Origin of the sequence: Bifidobacterium biavatii DSM 23969 (assembly GCF_000741165.1) — a bacterium.
In the GTDB taxonomy this organism is placed as follows: Bacteria; Actinomycetota; Actinomycetes; order Actinomycetales; family Bifidobacteriaceae; genus Bifidobacterium; species Bifidobacterium biavatii.
The window spans coordinates 1-15,353 of record NZ_JGYN01000040.1 but is presented as its reverse complement, the minus strand read 5'-3'; the positions used below and the strand labels follow the sequence as shown (position 1 = coordinate 15,353).

General features: G+C 59.7%; 10 protein-coding genes. 1 reads left to right on the top strand and 9 read right to left on the bottom strand.

Annotated features, from left to right (window positions below; translation table 11 throughout):
* Nucleotides 1-21: 21 nt before the first annotated feature.
* The 5 genes from BBIA_RS12085 to BBIA_RS12065 form a co-directional block, all read right to left on the bottom strand.
* Nucleotides 22-2,766, bottom strand: a complete 2,745-nt coding sequence (locus tag BBIA_RS12085) for an N-6 DNA methylase (RefSeq protein WP_033496039.1) — start codon at nt 2,764-2,766, stop codon at nt 22-24.
* A 28-nt stretch (nt 2,767-2,794) separates the two neighbouring features.
* The gene (locus tag BBIA_RS12080) at nt 2,795-2,980 is read right to left on the bottom strand and encodes a type II toxin-antitoxin system RelB/DinJ family antitoxin (protein ID WP_033496041.1); all 186 of its coding nucleotides are present in this window, start codon (nt 2,978-2,980) and stop codon (nt 2,795-2,797) included.
* 54 nt (nt 2,981-3,034) lie between these two features.
* Complete coding sequence (locus BBIA_RS13965) at nt 3,035-4,093, bottom strand: IS1595 family transposase (RefSeq protein WP_033496043.1); 1,059 nt, start codon at nt 4,091-4,093, stop codon at nt 3,035-3,037.
* Nucleotides 4,094-4,213: 120 nt separating this feature from the next.
* Nucleotides 4,214-5,233 (bottom strand): sortase, encoded by a 1,020-nt coding sequence (locus tag BBIA_RS12070; protein WP_051924048.1) that lies wholly within the window; start codon nt 5,231-5,233, stop codon nt 4,214-4,216.
* Nucleotides 5,234-5,321: 88 nt separating this feature from the next.
* The gene (locus BBIA_RS12065; protein ID WP_033496045.1) at nt 5,322-5,621 is read right to left on the bottom strand and encodes a type II toxin-antitoxin system RelB/DinJ family antitoxin; all 300 of its coding nucleotides are present in this window, start codon (nt 5,619-5,621) and stop codon (nt 5,322-5,324) included.
* Between the two features lie 211 nt (nt 5,622-5,832).
* On the opposite strand from BBIA_RS12065, the gene BBIA_RS12060 reads away from it, so the two are divergent.
* Nucleotides 5,833-9,072, top strand: coding sequence for a CAP domain-containing protein (locus BBIA_RS12060; protein ID WP_152600648.1), 3,240 nt, complete (start codon nt 5,833-5,835; stop codon nt 9,070-9,072).
* Nucleotides 9,073-9,310: 238 nt separating this feature from the next.
* Here BBIA_RS12060 and BBIA_RS12055 read toward each other — a convergent pair whose 3' ends face one another.
* The 4 genes from BBIA_RS12055 to BBIA_RS12040 form a co-directional block, all read right to left on the bottom strand.
* Nucleotides 9,311-10,960 carry a SpaA isopeptide-forming pilin-related protein gene (locus BBIA_RS12055; protein ID WP_033496049.1) on the bottom strand — a complete coding sequence of 550 codons (1,650 nt, stop codon included), beginning with the start codon at nt 10,958-10,960 and terminating at the stop codon, nt 9,311-9,313.
* Between the two features lie 106 nt (nt 10,961-11,066).
* Nucleotides 11,067-13,859 carry an MSCRAMM family protein gene (locus BBIA_RS12050; protein ID WP_152600649.1) on the bottom strand — a complete coding sequence of 931 codons (2,793 nt, stop codon included), beginning with the start codon at nt 13,857-13,859 and terminating at the stop codon, nt 11,067-11,069.
* Nucleotides 13,768-14,784 carry a hypothetical protein gene (locus BBIA_RS12045; RefSeq protein WP_033496053.1) on the bottom strand — a complete coding sequence of 339 codons (1,017 nt, stop codon included), beginning with the start codon at nt 14,782-14,784 and terminating at the stop codon, nt 13,768-13,770. The genes BBIA_RS12050 and BBIA_RS12045 overlap by 92 nt, the downstream gene beginning before the upstream one ends.
* A gap of 291 nt (nt 14,785-15,075) precedes the next feature.
* A partial coding sequence (locus tag BBIA_RS12040) for an IS30 family transposase (RefSeq protein ID WP_035138460.1) occupies nt 15,076-15,353 on the bottom strand: 278 nt, incomplete at its 5' end.

The window sequence follows — 15,353 nt, the reverse complement described above, 5'->3', positions numbered from 1 at the left end:
TGCATGACGATCCCGTTATGATTACCTGCCGGTGTTGGGGAGATCTATCTCCTTGTTGAGGAGAGCATTGAGTCTGCACTGGGCAAGGTCAAGTTGCTCAGCCAGTTTTTGAGCCTTACTCACGGTGTCGATAAGCTCCTGTTGCTCTTCCAAAGAGGGTATGTCAATCGTGACGTTTTCGAAGAATCCTGTCTTATTCCATGTCCCGTTGTCGGAATTGGAGGCGTAGGCCAGAAATTCAGACTTGTAGGCGATGGAGAACCATCTCAAATCCACTTTATAAGGGCAGTTGTCCTTGACCGAGAGGATATAGGCGTCATCGTTGATTGCGTAGTTTCCCTTAGAAAGGAATCGCGTTCCGCCGGCCTTGCCCTTGCGTACCACCAGCAATCCTTCTTTGCCGGAGAACGTCTTAAGAGGGCGTGTCTGACCGTTGCTTGAGGGTATGTTGCACTGGGGGATGAAGCCCATCGCCGTGTCGGCTTGAGTGGATGCGGTAAGAACCTCGTATCGAGGTCCGGGCATACCACTCATGTTGTAGATCAGTTCCTCGGTAAGCCCGGTGTTTCCACTCAAGCAGTCCAGAATGTCCTTTACCGGCTTGTTTCGAGCCTGATAGTCCTCCGCTTCGACGGAATCGTCCGGAGCTGCATCATTCGCACTCTGAGAGATATCGATGGTTTCCTTGATGACGCTCAGTTCATGCTGGAATTCCTCCGGCGTGACGAAGTGAGGGTCGTAGGGACGCAGATACCTTTCCGGAAGCAAGGTTAGATAGGGATCCTTGAGGACGAGGCTCATCGTGATGTTCCCGCCCTTGCGGCGTTTCACTTCACTGCCGTCCTCCGACTGCCATGTTGTCCCGGATGTGGCCTCATCGTCGTATCTGGTGTTCCAGCGTTCCTCCAGTTGCGAGACGTGTTCCATGCCGTCGCCGTCCACCCAGCCGGATACTTCGTCGTGGAGCCAATGCTGGTCATTGCCCCTGAGTCGGGTCGGGTACCGTTTGTCCGAGTTCGCGAAGCCGTCATTGTCCACGATGTACATCCATATCGGCGTGGTCTGGAATCTGCCGTTCTGCCGTCGTTCCTCGTAGGAGCTCTTCGATTGAACGGGGTCTGCAATGTGGAACCGTTCGTATCGTTTCTTCAGGAACAGCGCGTACGTCTTTTCCTTCGTATACGGGGCGAACGCGAACTTTGGCAGCGAGATTATGGCCTGAATCTCGCAAGTGAGCATCAGTTCCTCGCGGAACGATTGGAACGACGGGTTCTCCAACACGCCATCTGGTGTGACGATGCATGCCCGCCCGTCGATTTTGAGCAGGTCGATGGCGCGGCAGATTGCGGCCACCTCCATTCTCCTGCTGCTGAGGAAGACGGTGTCGGCCAGAATCGTGCCCTGTCCGTATGGCGGGTTGGTGATGACGTAATCGTAGGTGCCCGACTTGCCGGTGATGACTTCCTTCCCGTCCTTTTTAGCCGGAATCAGCGAATCGTCACTGTAGATGTGGTTGTGCCCGTCACCGACGAGGAACATGTTCAGTTTGGATCGCGAGGCGTTCTCGCTGCGAAGATCGATGCCGTAGAAGCATTTCGAGGAGAGGAATTCCTTGGCTTCGCAAGTCATGGTGTTGCTTTTCTCGAAATTGGAGCGCAGTACCTTGTAAGCCTCCGTAAGCATGCCTCCCGTGCCTACGAACGGGTCGATGATGGTGAATTCGGCATCCGGGTTATAACGGTCGCGATTCCCGAGCAGCAGTTTCGCGAAGATGTGCGTGTAGTGACGGCGGGTGAAGTACTCGCCGAAATCCTTCTTCTCCTTGGAGTTGGCGAACGCCTCGTACACCGCTCCGAACAGATCGAAGCCGGTTCCATGCAAGGGTCTCATGCTGTCCACGACATCATAGATCTCCCGCAACTGACTCGCCTTAACCAACGGGTTACTGCCGGAAATATGCGCTTTGACTACTTCGACAGGGGCGGAGAATTCCTTGAATTCGGAATCGTCGCCGGTCAGATCGTCGATGTATCCCACCAAAGCCGACGCAATGGTACTGTCCGGCAGTTCCTTCGCGGTGGACCACCATTGCCTCGACTCGTCGAAGTCTCCGTCGATTTTCGCCTTCTCCTCGTAGTACTCCATCGAGATAAGTCCAACGGTGAAATCGATCTTCTTCGTGTTGTTCTCGAAGTCAATGGCCCGGTAGATGTTCTTGAGCTGCCACAGTTTGCTGTTGAACACCGCCTCGCTCACGGCGGTGAGCGCATCGACGCCCATGTCAATGTCGGATGTTCCGGCATCGGTTTCCGTTTGCTTCTTGATGATGCGAAGCACGTCCATCGTCTGGAATTCGGAAATGGGATTTCCGTTCAACGACAATCGGTCGCCGTTGAGGTTGTAGAAGTATGTGATGTTGCAGTTGGTGACGCCGAAGTAGTGCAGTCCGAGTTTCGGCGCTTTCACCTTGCCCTGGGAGATGGCGTCTTTCCAGTCGGAGTCATTGATCTTGCAAGTGATGTCCTTGGCCTCCACATAGCAAATCAGGTTCCCTACGAATCGACTCTCATCATTCGGGTCATTCGGATCATTCGCGTAGGGCATGTTGGAAATCAGGATGTCCGGCCGTAGCGAACCAGTGTATTTCTGGAATGTGGCGTCGTTGACGACATTGTGGGCGGGAATGCCGAGATTCTGGACCAGTACCTCATTGATGAGTCTCTGCACCGACAGCGCCTCGCGCTTCTGCTTCTTCGTGGAAGCCATTCGTTGAACTCCTTCTCCGTATGCCGGTTCACTCTTCGCTATGACTATCCTGATTCAGCCGTACGTCGAACGGTAGCCCCTGTTCCCTGACGACGGCCTTGAGGAAGATCGTGACCGCGCCGGAGAGGGTGAGTCCGAGGTCTTCCAGCACTTGGCTGGATTCCTCCTTGAGCTGTGGGTCTATCCTCATGGTCGTGGTGGGTATACTCGCCATACGCGCCTCCTATGCTTTGTTTGGTTGTTCCGACTGTACATCGTATGCACGATGTCATGCGGCTTTCTTCCAGTAGTCCATGTATGGCGGTGTCATGCGCTGGTAGTCGCGACGGCGGATGCGGTACAGGCCGTTGCCGAGCTGACGGGCGAGTAGCCGGTTATCGTCGGTCTCGCCGAACCCGTCGGTGAATGCGCCGAGCCATTGGAACCAGTCCAAGTAGGCTTGCAGATACTTCGTGGATACGCCGTGGAAGCCGAACATGAAATCCTCCAACCGGGCATGCAATGTGTTCACCCGGTTGATCGCATGATCGCCGGCATCGGTTTGCGTGAGATTCGCGCCCAGTTCCGCCAATGGCTTCACATAGGCGGGCGCGCCGTCGGTCAGCACGTCGGTGCCGCGTCCGATATGGGGCTTCAATGCGCTCATGGCACGGTCCTTGGAGATGACGCCGCGCCCGCATACGGTCAGGAACGAACGGCCCGCATCGTCCACGCCGGTCGCCACGCATATCTGCTCCTTCGACAAGCCACGCTTACGTAGGGACTTGGTGCGCCGGTGGGCCTTGCGGGGCATGACGAACACGGCCGACTTCGTATGGTTGCCCTTGAAGCTCTCGCGGAAGTACGTCTCGTCCAACTGGACAGACATGCCCGCCTCGGAACGCAGAACGGGCGTGTACCGGCGTATGCACTCGATGACCCGCTGACGCATGAGGAACGCGGTCTTCAGGCACACGCCGCAACGCTGGGCGCACTTGCGCAGGCTCAGACAATCCACGAAGCATTCAAGGAATCGCATCCACACGCCCGCCTTGAGCTTGCTCATGCCCATCACCCGGTTCGTGCGCACACCGAACGTCCGTCCGCAGTCCATGCACTTCCAACGCTGGGAGCCGTCACGGCCATGCCCCTTGCGGATGATTCGGATGCTTCCGCAGCGCACGCACGCATCCATTTGCTTCGGGTCACTCGTCGCTGCATCCAATGCGGAACCCTCATACAAGGCATCGCGCAGCGCCTTGATGGCGAGAGTGCGCTCCTGCGGCGTCAGCTCGCCGAGTTCCTTCCTGACCCTATCGGCTATACGCGCCACCTTGCCCGTTCTCATACCTTCATTGTAGCTACTCGGTAACTACGACGCAAGTCAAAAAGTCAACCTCGGTCTAACAGAGCCAAAAAGAAAAGCACCCCACCAGTAGGGCGCTAAAGAGCAATGGGGAAACGGCTGTCAGCCCAAGCCCGGATACGGGGTGGACAGTATCGGAATCGTGCCGGCGACCCAAGGGCACGCCCACGCGAAACATGAGAAAACCATGCCGGTCCACATCACCAACGAAAGCAGCAGACGCACCGGCAACGGGCCCGCCTGTACGCGCCACAGGAGCACGATCACGTTCCACCATCCTTGACGGGCCAGTCTCGTCCACGACCGGTTACGGTCAATCAGCCAGAACAGCATATCCATGACAAGCCACGTGCCCAGGCAAACGATGGCCAAGGTCGGCGTGACCGGAGCGTCGTTCGTGACCGTGGCGATCCGGGTGCTTACGGTGGTAATGGTCGATTCGACCGTGCGTTTCGTATCCGCAGGACCAGTCAGTTCACGCACAGTACCGTCCGAGACGGGAGACCAATAGTCGAAAACAGCGTGGGCGATCAGACGGTTCTGCGGGTCAACGGCAACCCATTTCGGATCGCATGTCGACAAAACCAGCGTACGTTCCCCACTAACCGGGTCAAGAACGCTCGTGTCAGTCTTGTCTACGATCTCAAGCCTAGTTATCCGATACACATACCAGTAGTGTTCGGTACGAATGACGACCGCGTCCCCCTTAACGACGGTGTCGAGAGCCCATAAATTCACCGGCTGTCGATGCCCGGCAAACGCCGTCACGCCCAACTGCCCCGGCATGCTCGTGTTCTCGAAATGACCAAGCCCTAAGTTATTCAACACGTCAATGCCGGTCCCCTCCTGAATCAGCCGATCCCAATCGGATCCCAGACGTGGAATATAGATATGACCAATCACGTCCCCGTATTTCGGTTCCGCCTCCGCCGGCGGTTCCGAATAGCGCGGTTCGGCCACCCTGGTCGTCGAGGTGACCTTCACGGGCTTGCTCACCTTCCAGTGATGCTCGGTCTCGATCCGTTTCGTCGTGGACACCGTGTCGAACGACGCTCCCCAATACTGCCAGACAAATTGAGTGACGGTAAACAGGAACGTTAGGGCGATCACTCCGAGCAACACGTCAATAACACGTTCCGCCGGCCCTACACGGCGAACACGTCGATGCGAAGACGCTCCGACAGTCCTGTGCGCAACGGCATTCCTCGGCTCACTCGTCGCGTGACGAGCATTCCTCCCCACGATCGTCGTCCGGTCCATCATCCTCCGCATCCGGCGCGGACAACGCGCCCTGCTCGTTGAGGATCTTCAACATGGCTTCAACCACCGGCGAATACTCCTCGAGCGGCTTCACGCTCACCGAGAACGGGATGGCCTGATCGCGTACGACTGCCTTGTAAAACAAGGTAATCGCAGTATTCGCGGTCAAACCAAGCTGGTCAAACACCTCCTCGGCCTGACGCTTCAATTCAGGATCGAGACGGACCGATGTGGGAGTCGGAGCAGCCATGAGAATCCTCTTTCCATGTCGACGGGATACATGCTACCCAGCATACGACAGACCATCCGTGCGTGATCAGCGGAAAAACCAGAAAAAAGCCACCACACCGACGCGACACGCCCAAACCAAAAACAACATCATTTGTAGTCGGATTCGACTACAATAGTGGGTAGTTGGATGGAAGTTTGAGGAGCCATCCACGGGATGAAAGGATCCGATTATGAGCAGTATGAGCAGGAAGGTCGCGGCAGCGTTGTCTGCGACGGTCGCCGTTTCTATGATAACGCCGGCGGCCATGGCGGACGACGTCACGTCCAACAATCCGGACGTCCAGCCGCCGGCAGCGACGGTCGACGCACTGGGCGAGGCCGAGCAGAAGGTCGAGGACGCAAAGCAGGATGTCGCCGCCAAGCAGGAGGCGTATGACAAGGCCGTCGAAGCGGCGCCCAGTGACGAGGAGATCGAGGCCGCCAAGCAGGCGGTCGACCAGGCCGCACAGAACGTGCAGCAGTCGCAGTCGACCGTCGACCAAGCGCAGTCCGACAAGGATCAGGCGCAGGCCGCATATGATCAGGCGAAGACCGAGGCGGGCGGCGACTACACGCCCGAACTCGGCGAGGCGGTGGATCAGGAAGCAGCGAAGCAGGATGAGGCCGTCAAGGCCGAAACTCAGGCACAGCAGGCCGAAGCGGACCAGGCGAAGGCCGATCAGGCAGCGAAGCAGGCGCAGGCGACTGCGGACGCGAAGGCCGCAACCGCGGAAGCTGCGAAAACGCAGGCCGATCAGGCGCAGCAGTCGGCCGATCAGGCCGATCAGGCAGCGAAGCAGGCCGGCGCGACCGAAGAGGGCGTGACGGCGGCCGGGCAGGCCGTGGAGGATGCTAAGACAGCACAGTCCCAAGCGCAGGCGCAGGCCGAGCAGGCGGCAAAGGACGCGGAGACGGCGAAAACGCAGGCGAACGAGGCGAAAACGCAGGCCGATCAGGCCGCGAAGCAGGCGGAAGCAGCGAAGAGCGAGCAGCAGCAGGCCGAGAGCAAGGTGGATGATCTCGCCAAGCAGCTCGACGCGGCGCAGACTGCGAATGAGCGGGATCGGCTCGTCAAGGCGCTCGAAGAAGCCCAAGCTAAGGCCGATCAGGCCGCGAAGCAGGCGGAGACGGCGAAAACGCAGGCCGATCAGGCGCAGCAGTCGGCCGATCAGGCTGCCGCCGACGCGAAAAGCGCCCAAGATGCGGCGGACGCGGCCAAGAGCGATGCCGAAGGACGCAAGCAGGCCGCTGAACAGGCGCAGCAGCAGCTCGACAAAGGATATCTCGGTTATCTCGAAGCCAACGGTTCCGACGCGGCCAAGCAGCTGATCAACAGCGACGAGACGATCCGCCAGTGGATCAATGACGGGATCATCAACCCCGACAAGACGGACGATAGTTTCAACCTCGACAACATCCGCAAGGCGTTGTCCTACATCGACCAGTTCAACCAGTTGCGTCGCGCCGAAGGACTCGACGAGCTCAAGGTGTCCGATTATCTCATGGCGACCGCGGCCGGCGCGAATCAGGAAATCCAGGTCAACGGTTTCCAGCACACGGGTGCCGGCCGGTGGGATGCGAACGAGAACATCGCGTACGGTGCCACCGACGACTACAATCCGTTCGACGGCTGGTACACGCGTGAAAAGAAGCAGTTCGACGAGGCCGCGGCGAAGGATCCCGAGCTCGCCGCGCATCGTAACGACGCGTACTGGATCAGCACGCAACCCCAGTACAAGCAGCTGTGGCATGATACCGGCCACTATCTCAACATCGTCGACACGTCGATGACGAGCACCGGGTTCGGTGTCGGCGCGATGATCGACCCCAATGACGGCTGGTACACGCGGTACTTCACCCAGCAGTCCTCGTACAAGGATCAGGGCACGGTCACGGACACCAAGTCGTTCGCGAGCATGCTCGACCAGTACGAAAATCCGCTCAAAGCGCAGGTCGAGGCAGGCAAGACTGCGGACAAGACCGCCGCGGACGCGCAAGCCAAGGCCGATCAGGCGGCGCAGACCGCCGCCGACAAGGCGAAGGAACTCGCCGAACTGCAGGCCAAGCAGCAGCAGGCCGATCAGGCAGCCAAGGAGCTGAAGGCGGCGCAGGAAGCCGCGCAGAAGGCGTTGGACGAGTGGAAGGCACAGCATCCCGATACGGAAGGCATGCAGCCCGTCGATCAGGAAACCGTGGACCGTCTCCAGAGTGAATACGAGCAGGCCAAAGCGGACGCGAAGGAAGCCAAGGCCCAGACTGAGGCCAAGGCCAAGGAAGCGGAGCAGGCCGCTCAGACCGCCGCCGACAAGGCCGACCAGGCAGAGAAGGCGCAGACCGCCGCGAACATGGCCGCCGGCACTCTCAAGGACAAGACCACGCTGCTCACCAAGGCCGAACAGCACCTGTCTACGCTCACTGCTTTGCGCGAGACCGCAGACAAGGCCGCGCAGGCGTTGAAGACCGCACAAGACAGGCAACGTCAGGCGGAAGACGAGCTCGAGGCCGCGGCCAAGACGCTCCAGTCGGCGAACGTGACCGCAAGTCAGGCGCGCGAGACCGCGGCAACCGCCCGCAAGGCCGCCGACAAGGCCAGCAGCGAGCTCAAGGCCGCGCAATCCAAGCTGGATCAACTCGCCGAGCAGGCGGGCGTTAAACCGGGAATGATCGCCGCGTTGCGTCAGGCGCATGCCACGCTCTCCCAGAAGACCACTGCGCTCGATGCGGCTGCCGAAGCGTTGAAGGCCGCGCAGGCGCAGCTCGACCAGTCAAACCTGACCGTCGACCAGCAGACCGCATTGCTCAAGGCTGTGGACCAGGCCGCGCAGGCGTTGAAGGACGCGCAGGACGCGTTGAAGACCGCGCAGGCGGAATACGATGCGATCGCCGGACAAACCCCCAAGCCCGACCCGGATCCCACTCCGGATCCCGATCCCGATCCGACTCCGACACCGGACCCGGATCCCGAGCCGGATCCCGAGCCGGAACCAGAACCTGATCAGCCGGCCACCCCCCCGACTGACAACAACGGCGGCAACGACGGAGGAACCACGGATCAGCCGTCCACTCCCGAAACCCCCGATCAGCCGGATCAGCCCGGCGAGAACAAGCCGGCCGACCAGCCGAACACGAACGGGAGCGACAAGCCCTCCACCGGCAATCAGGGACAAGCCACTTCCAAGCCGTCCACCGGGCAGTCGTCCAGCAGTGGTTCCACTTCCACCGGGTCCAAGACGGACGTGACGATTCCGACAACCGGCAAGAAGAACTGGAATGACGCCGTGACCGTGGACACGCCGAAGATCGGCGCGGCTGCGAATGCGACCGGTCTGGCGTCCACCGGTTCCGACGCATTGGGCATGCTGATCGCGACGGTCGCACTGTCCATGGCGGGCGTAGGCGTCATGCTCACGCGCCGTCGCATCCAAGCCTAGGATCCAACATCCTATCCTCAACAAACGGAAGGGGGCGTGGAGTCCGGCATCTCCTGTGGCCGGGCTCCACGCCCCCTCTCCTTATAGCGTCCGTTGCCGGATGGCTCGTCTAGGCGAGCAGCCGCAGGACTTCAGTTCAAGACAACGAGAGGCGGGACTCCCCCTGTGACTCAGGGAGTTCCGCCTCTCGTCACCGCTTATCCGGCCGGAACAGTTTCCGGACGGACGATCGGATGGGTCAGGCCATGGTCAGGGCCATGCGGGTCCTGCGGGCGCGGACCGCGAGGATCGCGGCACCGGAGGCGAGGATCAGGGAGGCCACGCCGAACAGGATGATGCCCATGCCGCCGGTCAACGGCAGTTCGGTCACGGACTTCACGTTGGTAACCTTGGCACCGTTGCTATCGGTGGAGACGAGTCCCCACGTGTCCTTGCCGAACGCGACGGCACCGTCCTCGCTGATGGTGACGGTGAACGTAAGGTTGCCGGGCATGGCGAGGTAACCATCGGCGGGGCTGGTTTCGGTGACGGTGTAGGTGCCGGCCTTCAGACCGTTGAACGTCACCTTGCCATCCGACCCGGATTCAATGTTTTCGTAAGGGTAGTTCGTGGTGTCAGTAGGCAGCACGCCGGTCTGGCCGTCTTCGACGCTCAGTTTGAATTTCGCGCCCTGCAGGGCTTTGCCCTGTGCGTCGACCTTGGTGAACGAGAAGCCGAAGACCTTGGTCGTCACGTCCGTGATCGGGGTTCCATTGGCGTCGACCAGCTTGTTGTGAACCTCATGCCAGTCATGGCCGGAGGCAGTTTCAGCCTCGTTGTTGACGGTACCCTGATAGGTGACGGTGATCGTCTGGCCAGCGTACGTGACCGGCGTTGTGATCGCGATGTCGATGGTCTTGCTGCCGTCGCCCTTGTTGTCCGTGAGGTTGTTGGTCACGGTGTAATCGGTGTTGGCGGTCAGTTCGGTTGCGGTGCCGTTGGTGGGCGTGGCGGTGACCTTCAAGCTGTTGGGATCGTAGGTCAGACCCTTGCCGGGCTGATCCTTGAAAGTGAGGGTGAAGCCCTCGGGGACGGGGTTGGGGATCGTGTAGGTCAGCGTGTAGTTCAGGGTTTCGCCCACAGACGCGCTCGTCTTGTCGACCGTCTTTTGCTGTTCGCTGGCGGCCGAGTTCTTCATGTTGATGGTCGGCGCGGTGGTGACCAAGGTCAGCGTCCTGTTACCCTGAGTGTCGGCGTCGGACAGGGTGCCGGTGTTGACGATCATGGGGATCGCCTGGGTGACGGTGTTGGTGCTGGCCGCCTCGTCGAGGAACAGGTAGATGCCCGCGGGCAGGGTGACCGTCGCCGTATACTTGCCCTCTGCATTCTTGCCCGCTTGGACGGCGTATGCGGTCGTGGCCTTGGTTTCATAGAACGGGTTGTCCTCCTTGAGCGCGTCAGCGAACTTGCGGCTCACCGAGTCAGTGCCCACACCCCAAGGCTTGCCAGTGTCACCTTGATTGAATTCAACCTGAGTGACCGTGCCTTGATCGTTTTTGGTGGTTTTCTGTCCGAGGGACCATGCCATCAGATCGACGGAATTGTCGGTGGGAATGTTCTGGAATCCTGCGGTGGTCAGTGCGCTCGTGAGCTTGTCACGGTTGGCGTTGGCGGCGGTTTTCACGCCGTATGTCGGCTTGTCGGTGGTGCCGTAGTTGACGAAGTCGGCGATTTTATAGGCCTTCAGATCACGGTTTTCAAGCTGAGCCTTATTGTCAGCGGTGAACGTGAAGGTCACGTCCGTAGTGACCGTGGTGCCTTCGTCAGCGTGGGCGGTCGCGCCGAACGCGAGGCCTCCCAAAAGCGCGGCCATGGCGGTCAGCAAGGCCATTGGCTTTCTGATGTTCATATTGTGTTCTCTCCTCATTGATGGTTGGGATGATGGATTGTCTCAAAGGGTCATGGTTACGGTGCGGGAAAGGCTTTACCCGTAGCCGGTACTGGGTATCGTTTGGTCAGGCACGGCGGCGTCCTCCGATCATCCACACGACTGCGCCCGCACCGGCCAAGAGCAGGCCGTAAGCCAGCATGGACCGTTCGGTCATGCCGCCGGTGAACGGAAGAGCGGCCACGGTGCGCACGTTGGCGATAAGGTTGCCGCCTTCGTCCGGATGGGTTACGGGGATCATCCCGTTCGCGCCGGCGGACAGGTCGATCCGCACATCCGCGGTTTCCGTGTGACCGATGGTGAACTCGTAACTGACCTGGGCGAGAGTGTATCCGTCGGGGGCTTTGGTTTCGGTCAACTTGTACGTGCCGGGTTCGAGTCGTTCCAACGTGAACCCGCCGGCGGTGGTGTCTGAATCAGCCCAACGGTTCCCGGATGCGTCGGTTGGATGCTTATCGTCGGTCTGACCTGTGCATCCATTTTGGTCGGAACCGCAGTCGAGTACGGTCCACGCGGGCTGCTCGTCAGAGCCGATGGGCGTGCCGTCGACAGTCTTAATACGGACGAGTTTCCATTCCGCGCCGCCAATGGCGGTGTGAGAACCGGCGTCGACTTTCGTCCAGGACACTCTCGTGGGCGTGTTTTCAATTTCGCCACTCATGCCCATACCGGTGCCAGTCCACGTGGCGGTTATCGTACCGGATTCCGACTGGACCGTGAACGGGTATTCTTTGGTCGTGGGCTGCCAGTAGCCACTGGGGACCTTTGATTCGACGAGTTTGTAATCTCCCGGACCAAGCCCTTGAGTGCCGGTCGCGTCGAGTTTGATCTCGAACAGGCCAGCGGTCTTATTCTGATCCTTGCCTTGATAACCGTCGGCACCGGTATTGTCGGCGATCGATGCGTATCCGTTGACCGTCTTGCCGTTAGTGTCGGTGATCGTCCATTCGGAATCGTCAATTGTCTGTTTGGTTGTTGAACTGATCTTCTTCCACTGAAGTACGCCGGTGACAGGCTTGTCGCCGATCGTACGGCCATCCGAACCGACCAGCTGATCACTGCCGGTCTGAATCGACAGTTTGGGCTGTTCGGGCACCGTGTTGTCAGTGCCCGCAGCCTTGATCGTGAACACGTACTCAGTCGGGTTCAGCTCGTAACCGGTTGGAGGGACGGTCTCTTTGAGCGTGTACGTGCCGGGCGCGAGATTGTCGATGCTGATCGCACCGATCGTATTGTCGTTGTCGCGCGTCGGATCGTTGTCCGTGACCGTTACCGACCACGTCTTGTCGTCCTCGTCCTTCTGCCAGCAGGTTTTAGGCAACGTGCCTCCGGCCTGGCATTGCGCGGGGCGCATCGACGGGGCCATGTACGGGCTCTTCTCCTCCCCGTCGTCACGGTCCTCGAGCTGGGCGTTCGTGGTGGTGATCTTCCACGTGGACGACGACGTCACCAGATCCTTGGTATTCGCGTCGGCCTTGTTCCAGCTCATCGAATACGGGCTGTCGAATACGACCACGCCATTCGAACCAAAACCACCGCCCGACAGGCGCGCCCCGTTGCCGCTGATCAGGATCTGGCCGGTCGACTGCGCATTATCTTTTTCGGTCGCGTTCGTGACGTCGGCCTTCAATGCGAGTCCCTGATTGCCGAAACCATCCTGATAATAGCCCTTGCCAGTGCAGTCGGCCTGCGTGTTGATGTTGGTGGCATCAATCTGGCCATCGTTTCCTTGATCACGGCCATACGTGTAGTAGAGGCAGGTAGTCACCGAATGATTATCAGCGGTGGTGATGTCGATTTTCACGTTGTTCGTGGAATTTTCGTCGTAACGGTTCGCGTGGCCGTCTACCCCGTTGTACGTGGAGACGGACTGGTCGGCGTCGCCTCCAAGCCATTTGTCCTGATAGCCGCTGGCGTACAGAGAAGGAGTGCCGTCCCAATACCAGTCCACCGTACTCGAATCACGACTGGTGAACCAGGTATCCATCAACTGGAACGTATTCGAACGGATACGGTATCGGCTTTTGTGGTACGGGTTCATGATCGCAAGGTCGGAACCGGCGGTCTTGTTCTGCGTGCCCGCCGTGGACCGGTTGTCCGTGTTCGCGTCCAGCGTATCGTTCACCTTGTTGTCGAACAAGGCGATATTGCCGCCCTTGGACGCGGCAGAATTACCCGACGGGCAGAACCACAGACCGCCGCCGAAATGACCCGCCGTATTCTCCCATGCGACCGCACGCCCCACGTACGTGGTCGTGCTTTCCTCCGTGTAGATCGCGCCACCCAAGTATCCGGACGCGTTGTTCCGGTAGTCGCCGCCGGTGATGAACGCGGTTGAATTGTTCATCAGAAACACTGCTCCGCCCGCGCCGCCCGCAGTCACCTGCGTGGCTGGACCGGTCAGCATCGTCGGAATATCCTTATTGGTCGCAGGGGCAGTGGGTTGGCTGATCGAAGCCCAGTTGCCCTCGAACACCGGTTTGTTCGCGCTGGCGTCGGCGCTGTTGCGGATCCACAATTTGCCCTGCGCCCAGATCGCACCGCCGCCCGAACCGAAATTACGGGCCTTCGCGTAATTGCCCTTGAATGTGACGCCGCCCTGAATCGTCAGACTGCTGGCCGTGCCCGTCGAATAGATGGCGCCACCGCCGGCCGTGCCCCTCCAACAGGGTCCGTCGTTCGTTTCGAGACCGCACGACTGTCCGGGATCCGGATCCTGACTATTGCCGGTGAACAAGCCTCCGGTGACCGTCAGACTGCCGGCATCGCTATTGGACAGGGCACCGCCGCCATTGCCCTTCGCAACATTGCCCGTGAATGTGCCGTCGGAAACCGTCAAACTGCCGCCGGAATGGATCACGCCACCTTGGGTGTCCGACGAATGTGCCGCCGGTGACCTTGTATACACCCTCATACTTGCCGTCGGTCTTGCCCGTGTTGGTCAAATAGGCGACACCACCCGCATATGAAGTGTGGTTGCTCTCAAACGTGCCCCCGTTGATCGTCACGGTAGACGAATTAGCTCCGGTCACGTCCATGTCGGACAGGACGCTGCCGCGCACGCCCGTGTTGTTCTTGAATGTGCCGTCGTCGATCGTGACCGTGCCGCCGTTATTGGAGAACACGCCTGTCGCGCCGGCTGAGCCGGTGTCGATGTGGTCGAACGTACCGCCGCTCACGAGCAGCGTGCCGCCCATGTTCAACGCGACCGCAGCGGTTTCGTTCTGTTTACTGACGGTCTCCGGAAGATCATTCACCGTCAGATAGCGGAACGTGCCGCCGTTGACCTGCATGACGCCGTTCTCCTCGATGCGAGCGAACCGGCGGGTCGCTGTCTTGTCTTTCGTGCCGCCGTACGTGAACTTGTCGTTCGCGTCCGCGCCGACGATCAGCTTGCCGCCGGACTTGACGTCGAACAGCTGGCCGGTCGTGTCCCCGTCGGCCGAGGTCAGGACGGGCGTCGGCCCGTCGAGCTTGGTGGTCAGGCCGATCGTCTTCGTGACGTTCACCGTCGCATCCTTGTCGGCGACGATCGGCGCGGTGACCGTGACGATCGTGTCCTGCGCCGTGTTGCCCGCGCATTCGACCAGTTTTGCCCACGTCTGCACGTCATCGCATCCCGTCATCGTTTCTGTGGGGAACGCGACGGCCGAATCAGCCGCGGGCGTTCCGGCCACCGCATCGGCCGCAGGTTCCGCGATCGCGGTCGCTGGCGTGGCGAGGATCATGCCGCCGGCCAGCACGGCCGCGACCAGCTTGCCGCAACGTCGCGTGAATCGTGTCATATCCAAGCTCGCCTTTTCCACTTCTGGCTCGTTTGCTGTCGAAAATCTCATCTCGTTACCAAAACATACACCTCACCCCCGAGTTATAGGGGGGATTTTCCTCATTTTGTTTCGCAAGAGAGATGAAAATCGGTCAATATAGGGGCATTTACCGGTAAAATACCCTATAGTCAGCATGACGGCCTATGATCATCCCCTATATTCATGCGAGCAAGGGCGGATTTTAGTGGTGGTTGCAACACTTGGGGTGTTTGCCGCTCTTGATGGCGGTCTTGGAATGGTGTGATCGTATCATGCGGCGTTGATGAGTTCGAGGATTTTCTCGGATGGTTTTTGGAATCCGAGGGTTTTTCTTGGCCGGTCGTTGAGTTCTGCGGCTACTGTGTCGAGATACTGTTCGGGGTACTCGCTCAGGTCGGTGCCTTTTGGGAAGTACTGGCGCAGGAGTCCGTTCGTGTTCTCGTTCGTGCCGCGCTGCCATGGTGAGTGCGGGTCGCAGAAGTACACTTGCATGTCAAGGGCCGTGGAAACGCGTTGGTGCAGGGCGAGTTCGGATCCCTGGTCCCAGG

Coding starts and splice junctions, on each gene's coding strand:
- BBIA_RS12085 (WP_033496039.1), bottom strand. CDS start 2,766: ATGGCTTCCACGAAGAAGCAGAAGCGCGAGGCGCTGTCGGTGCAGAGA.
- BBIA_RS12080 (WP_033496041.1), bottom strand. CDS start 2,980: ATGGCGAGTATACCCACCACGACCATGAGGATAGACCCACAGCTCAAG.
- BBIA_RS13965 (WP_033496043.1), bottom strand. CDS start 4,093: ATGAGAACGGGCAAGGTGGCGCGTATAGCCGATAGGGTCAGGAAGGAA.
- BBIA_RS12065 (WP_033496045.1), bottom strand. CDS start 5,621: ATGGCTGCTCCGACTCCCACATCGGTCCGTCTCGATCCTGAATTGAAG.
- BBIA_RS12060 (WP_152600648.1), top strand. CDS start 5,833: ATGAGCAGTATGAGCAGGAAGGTCGCGGCAGCGTTGTCTGCGACGGTC.
- BBIA_RS12055 (WP_033496049.1), bottom strand. CDS start 10,960: ATGAACATCAGAAAGCCAATGGCCTTGCTGACCGCCATGGCCGCGCTT.
- BBIA_RS12045 (WP_033496053.1), bottom strand. CDS start 14,784: ATGACACGATTCACGCGACGTTGCGGCAAGCTGGTCGCGGCCGTGCTG.